14 protein-coding genes are annotated in these 12,810 nt (G+C 66.4%); 5 read left to right on the top strand and 9 right to left on the bottom strand.

All coding sequences use genetic code 11. The features are described 5' to 3' along the window. Nucleotides 1–15 precede the first annotated feature (15 nt). The 5 genes from RQP53_RS15545 to RQP53_RS15525 form a co-directional block, all read right to left on the bottom strand. Entirely contained in the window at nucleotides 16–2,244 is a 2,229-nt protein-coding gene (locus RQP53_RS15545) for a molybdopterin-dependent oxidoreductase (RefSeq protein WP_315651508.1), read from the bottom strand. A 95-nt stretch (nucleotides 2,245–2,339) separates the two neighbouring features. After that, nucleotides 2,340–2,675 carry a nuclear transport factor 2 family protein gene (locus RQP53_RS15540; RefSeq protein WP_315651506.1) on the bottom strand — a complete coding sequence of 112 codons (336 nt, stop codon included), beginning with the start codon at nucleotides 2,673–2,675 and terminating at the stop codon, nucleotides 2,340–2,342. Nucleotides 2,676–2,785: 110 nt separating this feature from the next. Next, nucleotides 2,786–3,547, bottom strand: a complete 762-nt coding sequence (locus RQP53_RS15535) for a LytR/AlgR family response regulator transcription factor (protein WP_315651505.1) — start codon at nucleotides 3,545–3,547, stop codon at nucleotides 2,786–2,788. Next, nucleotides 3,544–4,641, bottom strand: coding sequence for a histidine kinase (locus RQP53_RS15530; RefSeq protein ID WP_315651503.1), 1,098 nt, complete (start codon nucleotides 4,639–4,641; stop codon nucleotides 3,544–3,546). Before RQP53_RS15530 ends, RQP53_RS15535 begins: the two co-directional genes overlap by 4 nt. After that, a complete protein-coding gene (locus tag RQP53_RS15525; protein ID WP_315651501.1) occupies nucleotides 4,638–5,768 on the bottom strand; it encodes a sensor histidine kinase in 1,131 nt (376 codons plus the stop codon). Before RQP53_RS15525 ends, RQP53_RS15530 begins: the two co-directional genes overlap by 4 nt. A gap of 131 nt (nucleotides 5,769–5,899) precedes the next feature. Between RQP53_RS15525 and RQP53_RS15520 the strand changes: the two genes are divergently transcribed. Continuing rightward, nucleotides 5,900–6,751, top strand: a complete 852-nt coding sequence (locus tag RQP53_RS15520; RefSeq protein ID WP_315651500.1) for an alpha/beta fold hydrolase — start codon at nucleotides 5,900–5,902, stop codon at nucleotides 6,749–6,751. 35 nt (nucleotides 6,752–6,786) lie between these two features. Here the strand turns inward: RQP53_RS15520 and RQP53_RS15515 are convergent, their stop codons facing one another. The 4 genes from RQP53_RS15515 to RQP53_RS15500 all read right to left on the bottom strand — a co-directional run bounded on the left by RQP53_RS15515 (nucleotide 6,787) and on the right by RQP53_RS15500 (nucleotide 9,774). Further along, entirely contained in the window at nucleotides 6,787–7,569 is a 783-nt protein-coding gene (locus RQP53_RS15515) for a substrate-binding periplasmic protein (RefSeq protein WP_315651498.1), read from the bottom strand. Between the two features lie 100 nt (nucleotides 7,570–7,669). Further along, the gene (locus tag RQP53_RS15510) at nucleotides 7,670–8,026 is read right to left on the bottom strand and encodes a PilZ domain-containing protein (RefSeq protein ID WP_315651496.1); all 357 of its coding nucleotides are present in this window, start codon (nucleotides 8,024–8,026) and stop codon (nucleotides 7,670–7,672) included. Between the two features lie 84 nt (nucleotides 8,027–8,110). Beyond that, nucleotides 8,111–8,545, bottom strand: a complete 435-nt coding sequence (locus RQP53_RS15505) for a hypothetical protein (RefSeq protein ID WP_315651495.1) — start codon at nucleotides 8,543–8,545, stop codon at nucleotides 8,111–8,113. Nucleotides 8,546–8,736: 191 nt separating this feature from the next. Continuing rightward, complete coding sequence (locus RQP53_RS15500; protein ID WP_315651493.1) at nucleotides 8,737–9,774, bottom strand: MBL fold metallo-hydrolase; 1,038 nt, start codon at nucleotides 9,772–9,774, stop codon at nucleotides 8,737–8,739. A 123-nt stretch (nucleotides 9,775–9,897) separates the two neighbouring features. On the opposite strand from RQP53_RS15500, the gene RQP53_RS15495 reads away from it, so the two are divergent. The 4 genes from RQP53_RS15495 to RQP53_RS15480 all read left to right on the top strand — a co-directional run bounded on the left by RQP53_RS15495 (nucleotide 9,898) and on the right by RQP53_RS15480 (nucleotide 12,810). Then, nucleotides 9,898–10,605: a TetR/AcrR family transcriptional regulator gene (locus RQP53_RS15495; protein WP_315651491.1), complete on the top strand. Its 708-nt coding sequence runs from the start codon at nucleotides 9,898–9,900 to the stop codon at nucleotides 10,603–10,605. A 174-nt stretch (nucleotides 10,606–10,779) separates the two neighbouring features. Beyond that, a complete protein-coding gene (locus tag RQP53_RS15490; protein ID WP_315651489.1) occupies nucleotides 10,780–11,385 on the top strand; it encodes a DUF1134 domain-containing protein in 606 nt (201 codons plus the stop codon). Between the two features lie 154 nt (nucleotides 11,386–11,539). Next, complete coding sequence (locus tag RQP53_RS15485) at nucleotides 11,540–11,965, top strand: globin family protein (RefSeq protein ID WP_315651487.1); 426 nt, start codon at nucleotides 11,540–11,542, stop codon at nucleotides 11,963–11,965. 11 nt (nucleotides 11,966–11,976) lie between these two features. Beyond that, entirely contained in the window at nucleotides 11,977–12,810 is an 834-nt protein-coding gene (locus tag RQP53_RS15480) for an alpha/beta fold hydrolase (protein WP_315651485.1), read from the top strand.

The following is a 12,810-nucleotide window of genomic DNA, read 5'->3' as shown; positions in this document are numbered from 1 at the left end:
CGCAAGCGCCAGGGATCAGGCGTTCAGTGGCGACAGCTGCACGGCGATGCCATTGAGCACCGCATTGCCCGACAGCGGATCGCGTGCCGTGGCGCTGAGCAGGGCATTGACATTGGCGCCGGGCCTGTCGGCCGCGATGCTCAGCAGCGCCCCTTCAAGATCATGGCCCCAGCCGTGCGGCAGGCTGAGCACGCCGGGCATCATGTCGGCGCTCAGCGCGATGGTCACGGTCAGCGCCGCCTGATCGTTATGCAATCGCGCCTGTGAGCCTTCGCTCAGGCTCAGCGCGGCAGCGTCGTCGGGGTGGATCAGCAGCGTGCAGCGGTTCGGGCCCTTGGCCAGCAGAGGCAGGTTGTGCATCCAGCTGTTGCCGGAACGCACATCGCGCCGGCCAATCAGGCTGAAGCGCGGCGCCGGCGCGGCCAGCGCCGCATCCACAGCGCTCAGGTCTGCCAGGCAGCTGGGCGGCGCCAGCTCGATCTTGCCGGACGGCGTGCGCAGCAACTCGGGCACGCGCGGCTGCAGCTCGCCGAGATCCAGGCCAGAGGGCGCGGCCTGCACCTGGTCGAGGCTGATGCCGCCCGGCTTGAGTCCGAAGCGGTCGCCATACGGCCCGCTGCGCAGGGCGAGGTCAATCAGGCGCTCAGGGCCGCGGCGTGGCGCCAGGGCACGCAGCACCGCCTCGGCGTGCTCGCCGGCCAGCCGGCGCACATCGTCGGCCACCATCGCATCGTCGATCGCGCCGACATCGGCGCGCCAGTCCTGGCCGCTGACCATGGCCGTCAGGCGCAGCAGCGTCTGCCATTCCTCGGGCTGGTCTTCCGGCTTTTTGAACACCGGGCCGCTGAAGCGGGCGTGATTGCGCCAGGACAGCTGCGGGAAGGCCATGTCGTAGTGCAGATCCTCCAGCGGCGACAGGCCCGGCAGGATGACATCGGCATGGCGGGTGGTCTCGTTCAGATAGATGTCCAGGCTGAGCATGAAATCCAGCGAGTCCAGCGCGCGGCTGAGCCGGGGCCCATCGGGGGCCGACAGCACCGGATTGCTGGCCAGTGTGATCAGCGCGCGCACCTGGCCTTCGCCGGGCGTCTCTATCTCCTCGGCCAGGCAGCCCATCGGCAGCTCGCCAAAGACCTCGGGCGCCTGGCTGACCCGGCTGTGGCGGCGGCCGGTGCTGATGCCCTTGCCGCTGCCCGGCTTGCCCTGGGTGTTGGCGGCAAAGGCGGCGGCCTTGGGGAACATCGCCCCGCCCTCGGCATCCAGATGGCCGCAGACGATGTTGATGGCATCGATCAACCAGCTGTTCAGGGTGCCGAAGCGTTGCGTGCAGGTGCCGATGCGGCCGTAGAGCGAGGCCCGCGGCGTGCCGGCCAGCTCACGGGCCAGGCGTCGCTGGCGTTCGGCGCTGATGCCGCAGCCGGCGGCCATCCGTTCGGGCGGGTAGGGGCGCACGGCCTCGCGGAGTTCGTCCAGCCCCGCGAGATGCTCGGCGAGGCGACCGGGCCTCACCAGCGCTTCATCGAACAAGGTGTGCAGCAGGCCGAGCAGCAGGAAGACGTCGCCGCCGGGGCGTATCGGCAGATGCTCGTCGGCGGCGTGCGCCGTCTCGGTCTTGCGCGGGTCGATGACGATGATGCGACCGCCGCGCTCACGCATCGCGCGGGCCTTGCCGCGGTAGTCGGGCACGGTCCACAGGCTGCCGTTGCTGACCATGGGGTTGGCGCCCAGGATCACCAGCAGATCGCTGCGTGGCAGATCGGGCACCGGGATGCTCAGCCAGTGGCCGTACATCAGCCCGCTGCTGAGTTGCTTAGGCATCTGGTCCAGCGTCGAGGCCGAGAAGACGTTGCGGCTGCCCAGCGCGCGGGCCAGCCGCGGGAAATAGGCCAGCAGGCTGATCTTGTGGGCAGCCGGATTGCCCAGGCTGGCGGCCACCGAGTCGGGGCCATGCTGATGCAGGATGGGCAAGAGCCGGCGCTCGATCTCCTCGAAGGCCTGCTCCCAGCTGGCCGGCTGGAACACGCCATCGCGCTTGATCAGCGGCTGACGCAGCCGGTCGGGGTCTTCATGCAGGTCTTTCAAGGACACGCCCTTGGGGCAGATATAGCCCTGGCTGAAGGCGTCGGCCTCGGCGCCGCGGATGCTGATCACGCGAGTGCCTTCGGTGCGTATCTCCAACCCGCAACAGGCCTCGCACAGGGGGCAGATGCGGTAATGGCTGCTGCTGTTGACTGGCTCGCTCATGCCGGGCTCCTCGGTGTGGAGGGCGATTGTGGCGGCAGTGCCGTGGCCGCATCGTCATCTAGGCGACAAGGCCGCAGCGAGCCAGTTATGGCGGCTCAGCCCAGCGGCGTGCCCTGGTGAAAGATGATCTGCCAGCCGCGTGGCCCGCGCCGCCACAGCGAGGCCCGCAGGCTGTGCCGGCCCAGGCGCTCGCAGCGGTAGCGCACCAAGGCCAGATCCTCGGCCACCGGCTGGGCGCTGAAGTCCTCGACCTGGCGGCAGGCCACCGGCCATTTGCTCATGGTGTCCAGCAGCTCCGGCTTGGTCCAGATGCGTCCGGAGGCGCCATGCTCGACGAAGTCGTCGGCGATCAGCGTGTCCAGCCGCGCGCGGCCGGGATGAAAGCCCACCAGGGCGAGTTCCTGCTCAAGGGCAAACAAGGTGTATTGCATGATGGTTTGCTTGGCCTGGGTACGAGCGTAGGGCGAACTTTTCGTGAATGCAATCAGCGAATGATGGCGGCGCGGCGGACGAAAGACAAAAGTCTGGCCGGCCTGTGCCGCTACATCTGCTTGAACAGATGGGCATAACTTTCGGCCACCAGCAGGGTGTCGCTGCGGTCCTTCAGCTTGACCTGCAAGCGGCCGCGGAAATCACGAGTTAGGCCAGAAATCGCCGACACATTGACCAGCGTCGAGCGATGGATCTGCCAGAACTGCTGAGCGTCCAACTCCTCAGTCAGCTCCTTCAGCGGCTTGCGTATCAAGGCCTCGCTGTCGCGGGTGACGACGCGGGTGTATTTGTTGTCGGACTGGAAGTAGCAGACCTCGTCGACGGTGATCAGCCGCAGCGTCTGGCCGATGCTGGCGTTGATCCAGCGCAGCTGCGGCTTGATCGCTTCGCCACCGCGCTCCTGCAGCCTGGCCAGCACCGGGCTGATATCGGCCGGCGGCGTGGCAAGGCGTTGCTTCAGCCGGCTGATGGCAGTGAACAGCCGCGCCGGCGACAAGGGCTTGAGCAGATAGTCGACCACGCCCTGTTCGAAGGCCTCGATGGCGAACTGGTCGTAGGCGGTGACGAAGACGATGTGCGCGCGTTGGCCGATCTGGCGCGCCACCTCCAGGCCAGTGGCGCCTGGCATCTCGATGTCGAGAAAGACGATGTCCGGCCGCAACTCGTCGAACAGGCGCAGCGCTTCCAGGCCATCACGTGCTGGCCCGACGATTTGCAACTCCGGCCACAGCTGGTTCAGCTGTTCGATCAATTCCTCGCGCAGCGTGGCTTCGTCTTCGGCGACCAGGGCGGTCAAGGTGGGGCTGTTCATTGGATATCGAAACGGTATTCGGTGGCGTTGTCGCTGCTGTCGCAACGCAGCTCGCCGCGCTGGCCGCTCAGCGTGTGCAAGCGCTGTTGCAATTGGTGGAGTTGCTCATGGCTGGCGCACAGGCCCGCAGCATCGAAATGCAGGCGGATAGCCAGTGCGCCCTGTGTGCTCACGCTGGCACGCAGCGTGCAGCACAGCGCTGCCTGGGGCATGGCGTGCAGGGCCGCCTGCAGCAGCGGCAGCAGCAGCATCGGTGGCAGCGAGCGGCCGAGCGCGGCGGGCGTGCAGTCGAGCCTGAAGCTCAGTGCCTGCGCCTGCAAGTCGCGCTGCACGGCCAGATAGCTGTCGAGCAGCTCGGCTTCCTGGGCCAGGGTTTGCAGGCCATTGCCACGCAAGGGGGGCAGGGCCACGCGCAGATGTCGGATCAGCCGCTCCATGCGTGCCGAGGCGGCCCGGGCGTCGTGAGCATAGGCGTGTTCGATGCCAACCAGGCTGTCAAACAGCAAGCGGGGCTCCAGCCGGGCCTGCAAGGCGGCGAGCTGGGCGCTGGCCGTCTGACGCTGCAGTTCCTCGCGCTGCTGTTGCAGGGCCTGCAGCGCTTCGCGGTCCTGGCGCTGGCGTGAGAAGTAGCTGAACAGTGCCACCGTCAGACCGGCGGGCACCAACACCGTGAGGCAGCCGCCGAGAAAGCTGCGCAGGCTGAACTGGAACTCGGGCAGTTCGCCGCGTTGCTGGCGCAGCACATCACCGACCGAGGGCCAGCGCAGCTGTTCGACGATGAAGACGATCGCCAGCATGGCCAGCACCGTGGCCAGCACCGTGATGCCGGCCAGCGCCAGCCCACGCTGGCGGCCGCGCAGCCGGCTGCGCTCCACCGGCAGCAGCAGCAGCATGCAGCCCAGCGCTGGCAACAGGGGTTCGAGACATTGGCGGGCCAGAATCTGTGGCAACTCGGGGCTGCTCAGGACGCGGCCAAGCTCCAGATTGTTCATCAGCAGGAAGGCACCGGCCACCAGGCTGAAGACGAGCAGCTCGCGTGGCGTGACCGAACGCCAGGAGGCCCAGCAATGGCGCAGCAGCGCAGTCGGGCTCAAGGCTGAAACTCCTCGGCAGGCAGTTCGACCCGGGCACACACACCGTGCGGGTGAACGGCCAGCAGGCTCAGCGAGGCCTCGCGTCCGTACAAGGCCTGTAGCCGCGCCCGGCTATTGGCCAGGCCAACGCCGCTACCGCCGCTGCTGGCGCCAAAGCCGCGCCCGCTGTCCTGCACTTCGATTTCCAGCTTGCCGTTCAGGCGCCGTGCGCGGATGTTGATCCGGCCGCCCTCGGGCAACGGGGCCAGGCCGTGCTTGATCGCGTTCTCGACCAGCGTCGGCAGCAGCAGCGGCGGCAGCATCAGGCTCAGCAGACTGGGGGCGGCATCGATATCGAATTGCAGCCGCTCGCCCATGCGCAGCTGCTGAATCTGCAGATAGCTGCGCACCAGCGCCAGTTCTTCGCCCAAGGTGCTGTGGCGTTGGCGCATGCCGGGCAGGGCGTGCTGCAGGTAGTCGTTCAATGCGCGCAGCATCTGCTGGCCGCGCTCGGGCGAGGTTTCGTAGAGGCGCTTGACGTTGGCCAGGGTGTTGAACAGAAAGTGCGGCTCGATCTGCGCATTGAGGGCGCGTATCTGTGCTTCGACATGGCCGCGGCGCAGCGCGGCGTGCTCGCTGGCGGCCTGAGCCAGGCGCAGCGCATTGGCCGTCTGTTCGCGCTGCAGACCGTAAATGGCGTAGGAGAGGCCGCCGAAGACCGACCACAGCAGTGTCGAAGGCAGCACCCATCTCCAGGCGAAGTCGTTGCCACTGCCGGCCCAGGGGCGCAGCGACAGATTCAGCAGATGGCCGCAGAAGGCACCCAGCAGCAAAGCGGCCAGACGCAGCGCCAAGCGCCCCCGCGTGCCGAGCCGCAGTCGCTGCAGCAGCTGTTCGACGGCGGCGACCGCCAGCAGGATGCCGCTGAAGATCAGCGCGCAGCGACCGGCGTAGGCCAGACCTTCGCGCAACTCGCTCCAGTAGCCCGGCTCGGGGGCGCAATCGCAATTCAGGCTGCGCTGCAGCGACCAGACCGTGCTGAGCAGCAGGATCCAAGCCAGGGCACGCAGGTTCAATAGGTCCGTCGCCGCATGGGCCGGCGGCGGCTGGCTGGTGCTGGACGCGGACGTGGCTGAGGCGGCGGACATGCCTTGATTGTCTCCAGCAGCACTGGCGGCGGCACTTTGGATGCGACGAAGGCGAGCCAGCGGCGACGAACTGCACCGGCGACAGGCTGAGCTGGCGGCATACTGCGCGCAGCAAGCAAGGAGCGTTGTCGATGAGAGTGGAAATTGCGCCCGGGGTCAGGCTTTTTGTTGATGTCGAGGGGCCGGGGCTGGTGCCGGATGGGGCGCAAATGCGCGAAAAACCGACGCTGATCTGCATGCATGGCGGGCCAGGCTTTGACCATTCGGCCTTCAAGCCTGGCTTCAGCCGGCTCGCCGATCTGGTGCAAATCATTTATTACGACCACCGCGGACATGGCCGCAGCGACCCGCGGCCGAGCAGCGAGTGGACGCTGGACCACTGGGCTGACGACATCGTGCGGCTTTGCGATGCACTGGGCATCGTCAAACCCATCGTGCTGGGGCAAAGCTTTGGCGGCTTTGTGGCGCAGCACTACATCGCCCGCCATCCGGGCCATGCGAGCAAGGTGATTCTGTCCAGCACCTCGCACCATATGGGCCTGGAGCGCAAGCTGGCGGCGTTTGAGCGCCGCGGCGGGCCGCAAGCGCGGGCCGCCGCCGATGCCTTCTGGCGCACGCCCAGTCCAGCCAGCTGGCAGGCCTACTGGCAGGCCTGCCGCGCGCTGTACAACACCCGCCCGCCGCTGGACCCGCAGGCCGGCGAACGCACGCTGATCAACGAGCAGATCCTCTTGCACTTCGTTGCCGGCGAGAAGCAGGCACTGCAGCTTTTGCCGGGGCTGGCGCGGGCGCAATGCCCGGTGCTGGTGATGGTCGGCGAGGACGACCCGGTCTGTCCGCTCGAAGATGCGCTGGAAATCGCGGCGGCGCTGCCAGCCGAGCGCCTGCAGTTGGCGCGTTTTCCCGGCGTCGGCCATGGCGCCTGGCGCGATGACCCAGAGGCTGCCTACGCCGTGCTGCGCCAATTCATCGCTGCGGCCTGAGCACGGTGGTGTCCGGGCCGGCAGCAGGGGGGGTGTCAGTCCACTGACTTCATCAGATGCGAGACGCTGGCCTTGAACTCCGCTGATTCACGGATCTTGGCCTCGATACGCCAGACTTCGCGTGCCGTCTGGCCGTACTTGCTGAAGAAGGGCTTGGAGAAGACTGTGTAATACGGTTTCTCGACCAACGTGGGCATCACCTTCTCCAGCTTGGCGGCCAGGCCGGCATTGGCGCTCAGCGTGTTCTCGGCCTCACTTGTTTGCAGGGCGGCAGCCAGATAGCGTCCATTGGCCACGCGTGACAATAGTTCTTCGGCGGTCGGCGAACTGTCTTCCACCTTGGCGCCCAGCTCCTTCAGTTGAGCGACGATGGAAAAGCCGGTCTGTGCGCCGATCACACCGCTGGCATTGAGCTTCTGGCCATCCCAGCTGAGGCTGGCGCCTTTGAGCTTGTAGAGCGCGTAGCTGGTGCGGTACATCCGTTTGGTGGCGTCGGCCTCGCCATCGAGCTTGACCGGGTACTGGGCGAATTCGGCGCGGTCTTTGCTGTAGCTGGCATTGATGGCCGCATCCATCGTGCCGGCCTTGACCTCGGCCAGGCACTGCTTCCAAGGCATTGCTTTGAGCGTGATCGGCACGCCCAGCTGCTTCTCGAGCTGTTGCACCATGATCTGGCTGTAGCCGGGCTTGGCCTTGAGCAGCCAGGGGAAGGCATCTTCGTTTTCGTGGCAGACCAGCAGTTTGTCCGGGTTGGCCTGCGCAAAGGCGCTGCCACCGAACATGGCAGCCGCCAGGACGAGACAGGATTTGGAATGCATCTGGACCTCTTGCAAAGCTTGTTGAAGCTTGCAGCCTAAGCAGGCCAGGTCGGTGAGTCCAGCGCGAGAAGCACGTGTACTGCGCTGCTGATGGCGCGATTCAGCTGCTCAGCAGGGCCTTCAGCTCGCGCTCCAGCAGCGACGCTTCGCCGAGGTTGACTTCGATCAGCCGGCGCAGATGGGTGATGCTCTCGATATCGATGCTGCGGCAGAGCAGGCCGGCCTTGTCACCATCGACATGGGCGATTTCGGCGGCCATCGCGATGCGGCTCTCACCGCCGTCCAGGCGCAGCGACAACAGGCAGGGCTCGCCCAGCGGCAGCGGCTGGTTGACCTTGAGCAAGGCGCCCTTCAAGGAGAGGTCGAGCACCTTGACCTCATAGCGATCATCGATGGTGGTGAGCTGGGCCGGAGCGTCGAAAGCGACACGGGCGAAATGACGGCGTTCTTGAGTCATGGTGGGCTCCGGCGTTGGCGCAGCTTGTAGGGCGTCGTTTGATGCTAGCAGAAGGGTAGACAGGCGGGGGCAGCCGCCAGGCCTTCAGTCAGGCGCATAGATCGTGCTCAATTCGATCGCCCGTTCCAGCCGTTCCGGCGCGACGTTTTCCAGACCCAGCGATTCCAGCAGGTACCAGGCCGCGCGCAGCAGGGCGCTGGTGGCCTGGCGGGCCGCCGTGTCTGGCAGGGCGCCCAGCTCGCCAATGCGCGCCAGGCTGCTTTGCCGGCTGCGTGTTTGCTGGTGGCTGGCAGGCAGCTCGTCGGGCGACTGATAGCTCAGCGCCACTTCCTGCAGCAGCAGCTGCACCTCTTCGTGATGTGATCGCGAGCCGAGCATCTGGCCCAGATCGCCGAGCAGCTTCTCGGCCGCAGCAGCAAGCAGCTGGGCCGCGTGATCGCTGCCGCCTTCCAGGTAGAGGCCGGCCGCCATGTCGACGTACTCCAGCGCCAGGGCCAGCTTGGGCAGGTCGGCGTTCATCTTCGGTGGCTGGGCGAAAGTGGCTGTGGTGAGCGCAAGAGTCATCCCTCCGGTCATCGGCATCTGCTTTGTTATCGGATTGCAGTGCGCCTGAGTGTAGGGTGGGGGCTTTGCCGGCCGCGCGGGCCTTTGTCACGGCTTGTGCCGGCTTTTTGAGCGATTGGTGACGCTTTGTCACGCTAGCGCTCAGTTCAGGCGCCAAGCCTGGCTCGCCACCATTCGCCACCACGCTGCGCCACCAGGATGCTGACGCGTTCGCCGATCTGCGGCAGGCTCAGTGCCACGTCGTGCTGGCTGGCCAGCGCGTTGATACGCTCAAACGGTTCATGCCAGTCGTGCAGGCCGAGATCAAAGGTGCCGTTGTGGATGGGCAGCAGCACCCGGCCGCCGAGGTCCAGATGGGCTTGCAGACTCTCATGGGGTTGCATATGGACATCGGGCCAGTCGCGGTCATAGGCGCCGGTCTCGATCAGGCTCAGGTCGAAGCCGCCAAAGCGCTGGCCGATGGCGCGAAAGCCATCGAAATAGCCGCTGTCGCCACTGAAGAACACCCGGCTCTCGGCGCTTTCCAGCACGAAAGAAGCCCACAGCGTCTGGTTGCCATCGCTGAGACCGCGGCCCGAGTAATGCTGGGCGGGAGTGGCCGTCAGCCGCAGGCCGCCGATCTGGGTGCTTTGCCACCAGTCGAGTTCACGCACCTTGGCGGCAGGCACACCCCAGCGTATCAAGCGCTGGCCCACGCCCAGCGGGGTGATGAAGTGTTCGACCTTGGGTGCGAGCTGCCGGATGGCGGCACGGTCGAGGTGATCAAAGTGGTCATGCGACAGGATCACGCCCGCGATGGCGGGCAGCTCGGCGATGCTGATCGGCGGCGCGTGAAAACGCTTCGGGCCCAGCCAGCTGAGCGGCGAAGCGCGCTCGGAGAACACCGGATCGGTCAGCCACAACCGGCCGTCGAGCTTGAGCAAAACGGTCGAGTGGCCGAGCCGGTACAGGCTCTGGTCCGGCGCGGCGAGCAGATCGGCCTGGCTGATGGCCTGGACGGGCAGGGCCTGACGTGGCCGCGCTTCGGCCGGCTTGTCGGTGATGAAGCGCCACAGCAGGCCCAGCGTCTTCTGCCAGCTCATCGGATGGCGCGGCTGGGCGTTGTGGAAACGGCCCTGGCGGTGCTGCGCCGAGGCGCGGTGAGCGGCACTGAGGGGCGGGCGGTGGCAGGGCAGTGTGGACATTGCAGTGGTGATCGTTTCGATGAAAAGTACACTGCACAGTGTAGTGTTTGTTTGTTTGAAAAGTAAACTGCCAAGTGCATTTATCGTTGCAAAATGCGCGGCTGGAGTTCACGCTTGCCTGCCATGACAACCCCCGCCCGCGCCGACCAGAGCACCGAACAAAGCACCGAACAGCGGCCTGAGCAAATCCAGGATGACAGCCCGACGCAGGCGGGGCTGCGCCTGAGCGATCGCAAGCGCCAGGCCATCGTGCGGGCGGCGGTCGAGGAGTTCCGCAGCCAGGGCTTTGCCCGCACCAGCATGGATGGCGTGGCGGCCGCAGCGGGCGTGTCCAAGCGCACCGTCTACAACCATTTCCCCAGCAAGGAAGAGCTGTTCGCCGAAATCCTCGGCCAGCTCTGGCAGCGTGCCAAGGCCTTGGCCGAGCAACCCTACCGGCCCGAGCAGCCCCTGCGCGAACAGCTGCATGCGCTGCTGGCGGCCAAGCTCAAGCTGTTGACCGATCCGGGCTTTATCGACCTCGCCCGCGTGGGCATTGCCGAGATGCTGCACACACCGGAACGGGCACGGCAGATGGTCGAGCGCATGGCCGAGAAGGAGCAGGGGCTGGCAGGCTGGATTGCCGCGGCGCAGCAGCATGGGCGCCTGAAGGTGGCCGACGCCGACTTCGCCTCGCAGCAACTGCAAGGCCTGCTCAAGAGTGCCGCCTTCTGGCCGCAGCTGACCATGGGGCAGCCCGCGCTGACGGCGGCTCAGCAGCGCCGGCTGCTGGACGAGACCGTCGAGATGTTTCTCAGTCGTTACGCGAGTGACCAGTCGCGCGCGCGCTGAGCTGCCCAGGCCATCGGTCTGCGGCGAGGTCGGAGCGCCAACGAACAAAGTGGGCCGCCGCGGCTGCGCATAATTGCTTACACCTTGCCGGCCCGGCGCGACGGTCCGGGCTGCCGCCACGGTTTATGTTCGCAAACGCAAAGGACAGCACTCATGGACGAAGCCCGCCCCCCGATGTCATCCCCTTCCACCGAGCCGACCAGTCGGCGCCATGCCCTGCAGGCGCTGGGCCTGGGTAGCTTGGCATTGGCCGGCGCCTGGCCGAGCGCGCAGGCCGCGGATGCCAAGAAGGACGATGCCACCTATGACCAGGATTCCATTCTGGCCACGGCCACCGAGTTCTTTGGCAATACCGCCGAAGGCCTGGCCAAGGTGATCGAGAAAGCCTTCAAGGAACAAGGCCGCCCCAACGGCTATATCAAGGGCGAGGAGGCTTCGGCGGCCTTGACCGTGGGCCTGCGCTACGGCGATGGCCATATGACGCTGAAGAACGGTGGCGGCGGGCGGGTCTATTGGGCTGGGCCATCGATTGGATTCGATGTAGGCGCCAATGCGGCCAAGGTGTTCACCTTGATCTACCACCTGCCCAACGCGGCCGCGATCTACCAGCGCTTTCCTGGCGTGGACGGCAGCCTCTACTGGGTCGGCGGTGCCGGCATCAACTACCAGCGCCTGAAGGGCATCACGCTGGCGCCGATACGCCTGGGTGTGGGGCTGCGCAGCGGCGCCAGTGTCGGCTATCTGCACTACCGGCGTGAAAAGAGCATCAATCCCTTCTGATCGATGCAGCGCCGACGACGGGTTCGGGTGCAACAAACGAAACCTGACGGCCGGCGCCCGGCAGTGCCGCTGATACAGCGGCGCCCGATGCTGGAGGCCTTGCAAGAGCGAATGCCGGTGCACGCTCTTCGCCTCCAGCACAGGAACACCACCCATGCAGTTCAGCCCCGCTCACGTCAACCTGGTGCGCAGCAGTTTTGCGCAACTCGAACCGATCGCCGCGCAGGCAGCGGCACTGTTCTACAAGAACTTGTTCGATGCCCAGCCCGCGCTGCGGACCTTGTTCCTCAGCCCCATCGGTGAACAGGGCATGAGGTTGATGCAGATGCTGGCCGCCGCTGTGGCCTTGCTGGACCAACCGGAACAGCTGCGCCCCATCCTGCACAAACTCGGCGCCCGGCATCAGGGCTATGGCGTGCAGGACTGGCACTACGCCGCCGTTGGCGAGGCCCTGCTCAAGACCTTGGCTCAGGGCCTGGGTGAAAGCTTTGGCGCACAGCAGCGCCAGGCATGGTCCCAGGTCTACGCCTTCATCAGCCACACCATGCAAGAGCCGGCCCGTCTGGCCCACACCTGCTAAAGGAGCGACCCATGAACGCAGTTTCCCTTCATGAAGATCGTCTGGTCGTGCAGCGCCATGGCGAGGGTCAGGTCTTGCTCTGCCTGCATGCCAGCGTCAGTTCCTCGCAGCAGTGGCAGGCCTTGATGCAGCGCGCCCCCAAGGGCGTAGCGTTGCAGATGGCGGATCTGCTGGGGCACGGCGACAGCCAGGAATGGCCCGTCGATGCGCCCGCGCGGCTGGCCACCGAGGTGGCGGCACTGCTGCGCAGTGTTGATGTCGGCGACGAGGGTGTTCATCTGATTGGCCACTCCTATGGCGGCGCCGTGGCCATGCAGCTGGCCTTGCAGCGGCCCCAGCTGGTGCGTTCACTGACCTTGTACGAACCGGTGGCCTTCGGCGTGCTCGCCGCCTGCGAGCCTGAGGACCCCAGTTGGCGCGAGATTCAGGACGTGGCCCGCTATGTGGACGGTTGCCTGGCACAGGGCCAGACGATTGCCGCAGCCCAGGCTTTCGTCAACTACTGGCATGGCTGTGATCTGTGGTCGGTGCTGAAGCTGCACCAGCGCGACGCGCTGGCGGCGCGGATGAAGACGGTCAGCCATCATTTCCAGGCGCTCTTTGATGCACGTTGGAGCCCGCAGCTGCTGTCGCAGCTGCAGCAGCCGGTGCAGCTGATCTGCGGCGGCCGTACCCGGGCGCCGGCGGCCCGCGTGGCGGCCTTGCTGGCCCAGCATCTGCCGAACGCCCAGTTGCACACGCTGCCGGAGGCTGGCCATATGGGCCCGTTGACCCATGCGGCCGAAGTGGCGCGGATGATCTGGGGCATGGTGCCGCTGCGTCAGCCGCGGGCCATGGCGGCCTGA

This window comes from Roseateles aquae, from assembly GCF_032337115.1.
GTDB classification, from domain to species: Bacteria; Pseudomonadota; Gammaproteobacteria; order Burkholderiales; family Burkholderiaceae_C; genus Roseateles_C; species Roseateles_C aquae.
This window is presented reverse-complemented; position numbering and strand designations above follow the sequence as displayed.

What these genes read in the sequence shown, in the direction of transcription:
- RQP53_RS15545 (WP_315651508.1), bottom strand. Translation starts at nt 2,244, where the DNA reads ATGAGCGAGCCAGTCAACAGCAGCAGCCATTACCGCATCTGCCCCCTG.
- RQP53_RS15540 (WP_315651506.1), bottom strand. Translation starts at nt 2,675, where the DNA reads ATGCAATACACCTTGTTTGCCCTTGAGCAGGAACTCGCCCTGGTGGGC.
- RQP53_RS15535 (WP_315651505.1), bottom strand. Translation starts at nt 3,547, where the DNA reads ATGAACAGCCCCACCTTGACCGCCCTGGTCGCCGAAGACGAAGCCACG.
- RQP53_RS15525 (WP_315651501.1), bottom strand. Translation starts at nt 5,768, where the DNA reads ATGTCCGCCGCCTCAGCCACGTCCGCGTCCAGCACCAGCCAGCCGCCG.
- RQP53_RS15520 (WP_315651500.1), top strand. Translation starts at nt 5,900, where the DNA reads ATGAGAGTGGAAATTGCGCCCGGGGTCAGGCTTTTTGTTGATGTCGAG.
- RQP53_RS15515 (WP_315651498.1), bottom strand. Translation starts at nt 7,569, where the DNA reads ATGCATTCCAAATCCTGTCTCGTCCTGGCGGCTGCCATGTTCGGTGGC.
- RQP53_RS15510 (WP_315651496.1), bottom strand. Translation starts at nt 8,026, where the DNA reads ATGACTCAAGAACGCCGTCATTTCGCCCGTGTCGCTTTCGACGCTCCG.
- RQP53_RS15505 (WP_315651495.1), bottom strand. Translation starts at nt 8,545, where the DNA reads ATGAACGCCGACCTGCCCAAGCTGGCCCTGGCGCTGGAGTACGTCGAC.
- RQP53_RS15500 (WP_315651493.1), bottom strand. Translation starts at nt 9,774, where the DNA reads ATGTCCACACTGCCCTGCCACCGCCCGCCCCTCAGTGCCGCTCACCGC.
- RQP53_RS15495 (WP_315651491.1), top strand. Translation starts at nt 9,898, where the DNA reads ATGACAACCCCCGCCCGCGCCGACCAGAGCACCGAACAAAGCACCGAA.
- RQP53_RS15490 (WP_315651489.1), top strand. Translation starts at nt 10,780, where the DNA reads ATGTCATCCCCTTCCACCGAGCCGACCAGTCGGCGCCATGCCCTGCAG.
- RQP53_RS15485 (WP_315651487.1), top strand. Translation starts at nt 11,540, where the DNA reads ATGCAGTTCAGCCCCGCTCACGTCAACCTGGTGCGCAGCAGTTTTGCG.
- RQP53_RS15480 (WP_315651485.1), top strand. Translation starts at nt 11,977, where the DNA reads ATGAACGCAGTTTCCCTTCATGAAGATCGTCTGGTCGTGCAGCGCCAT.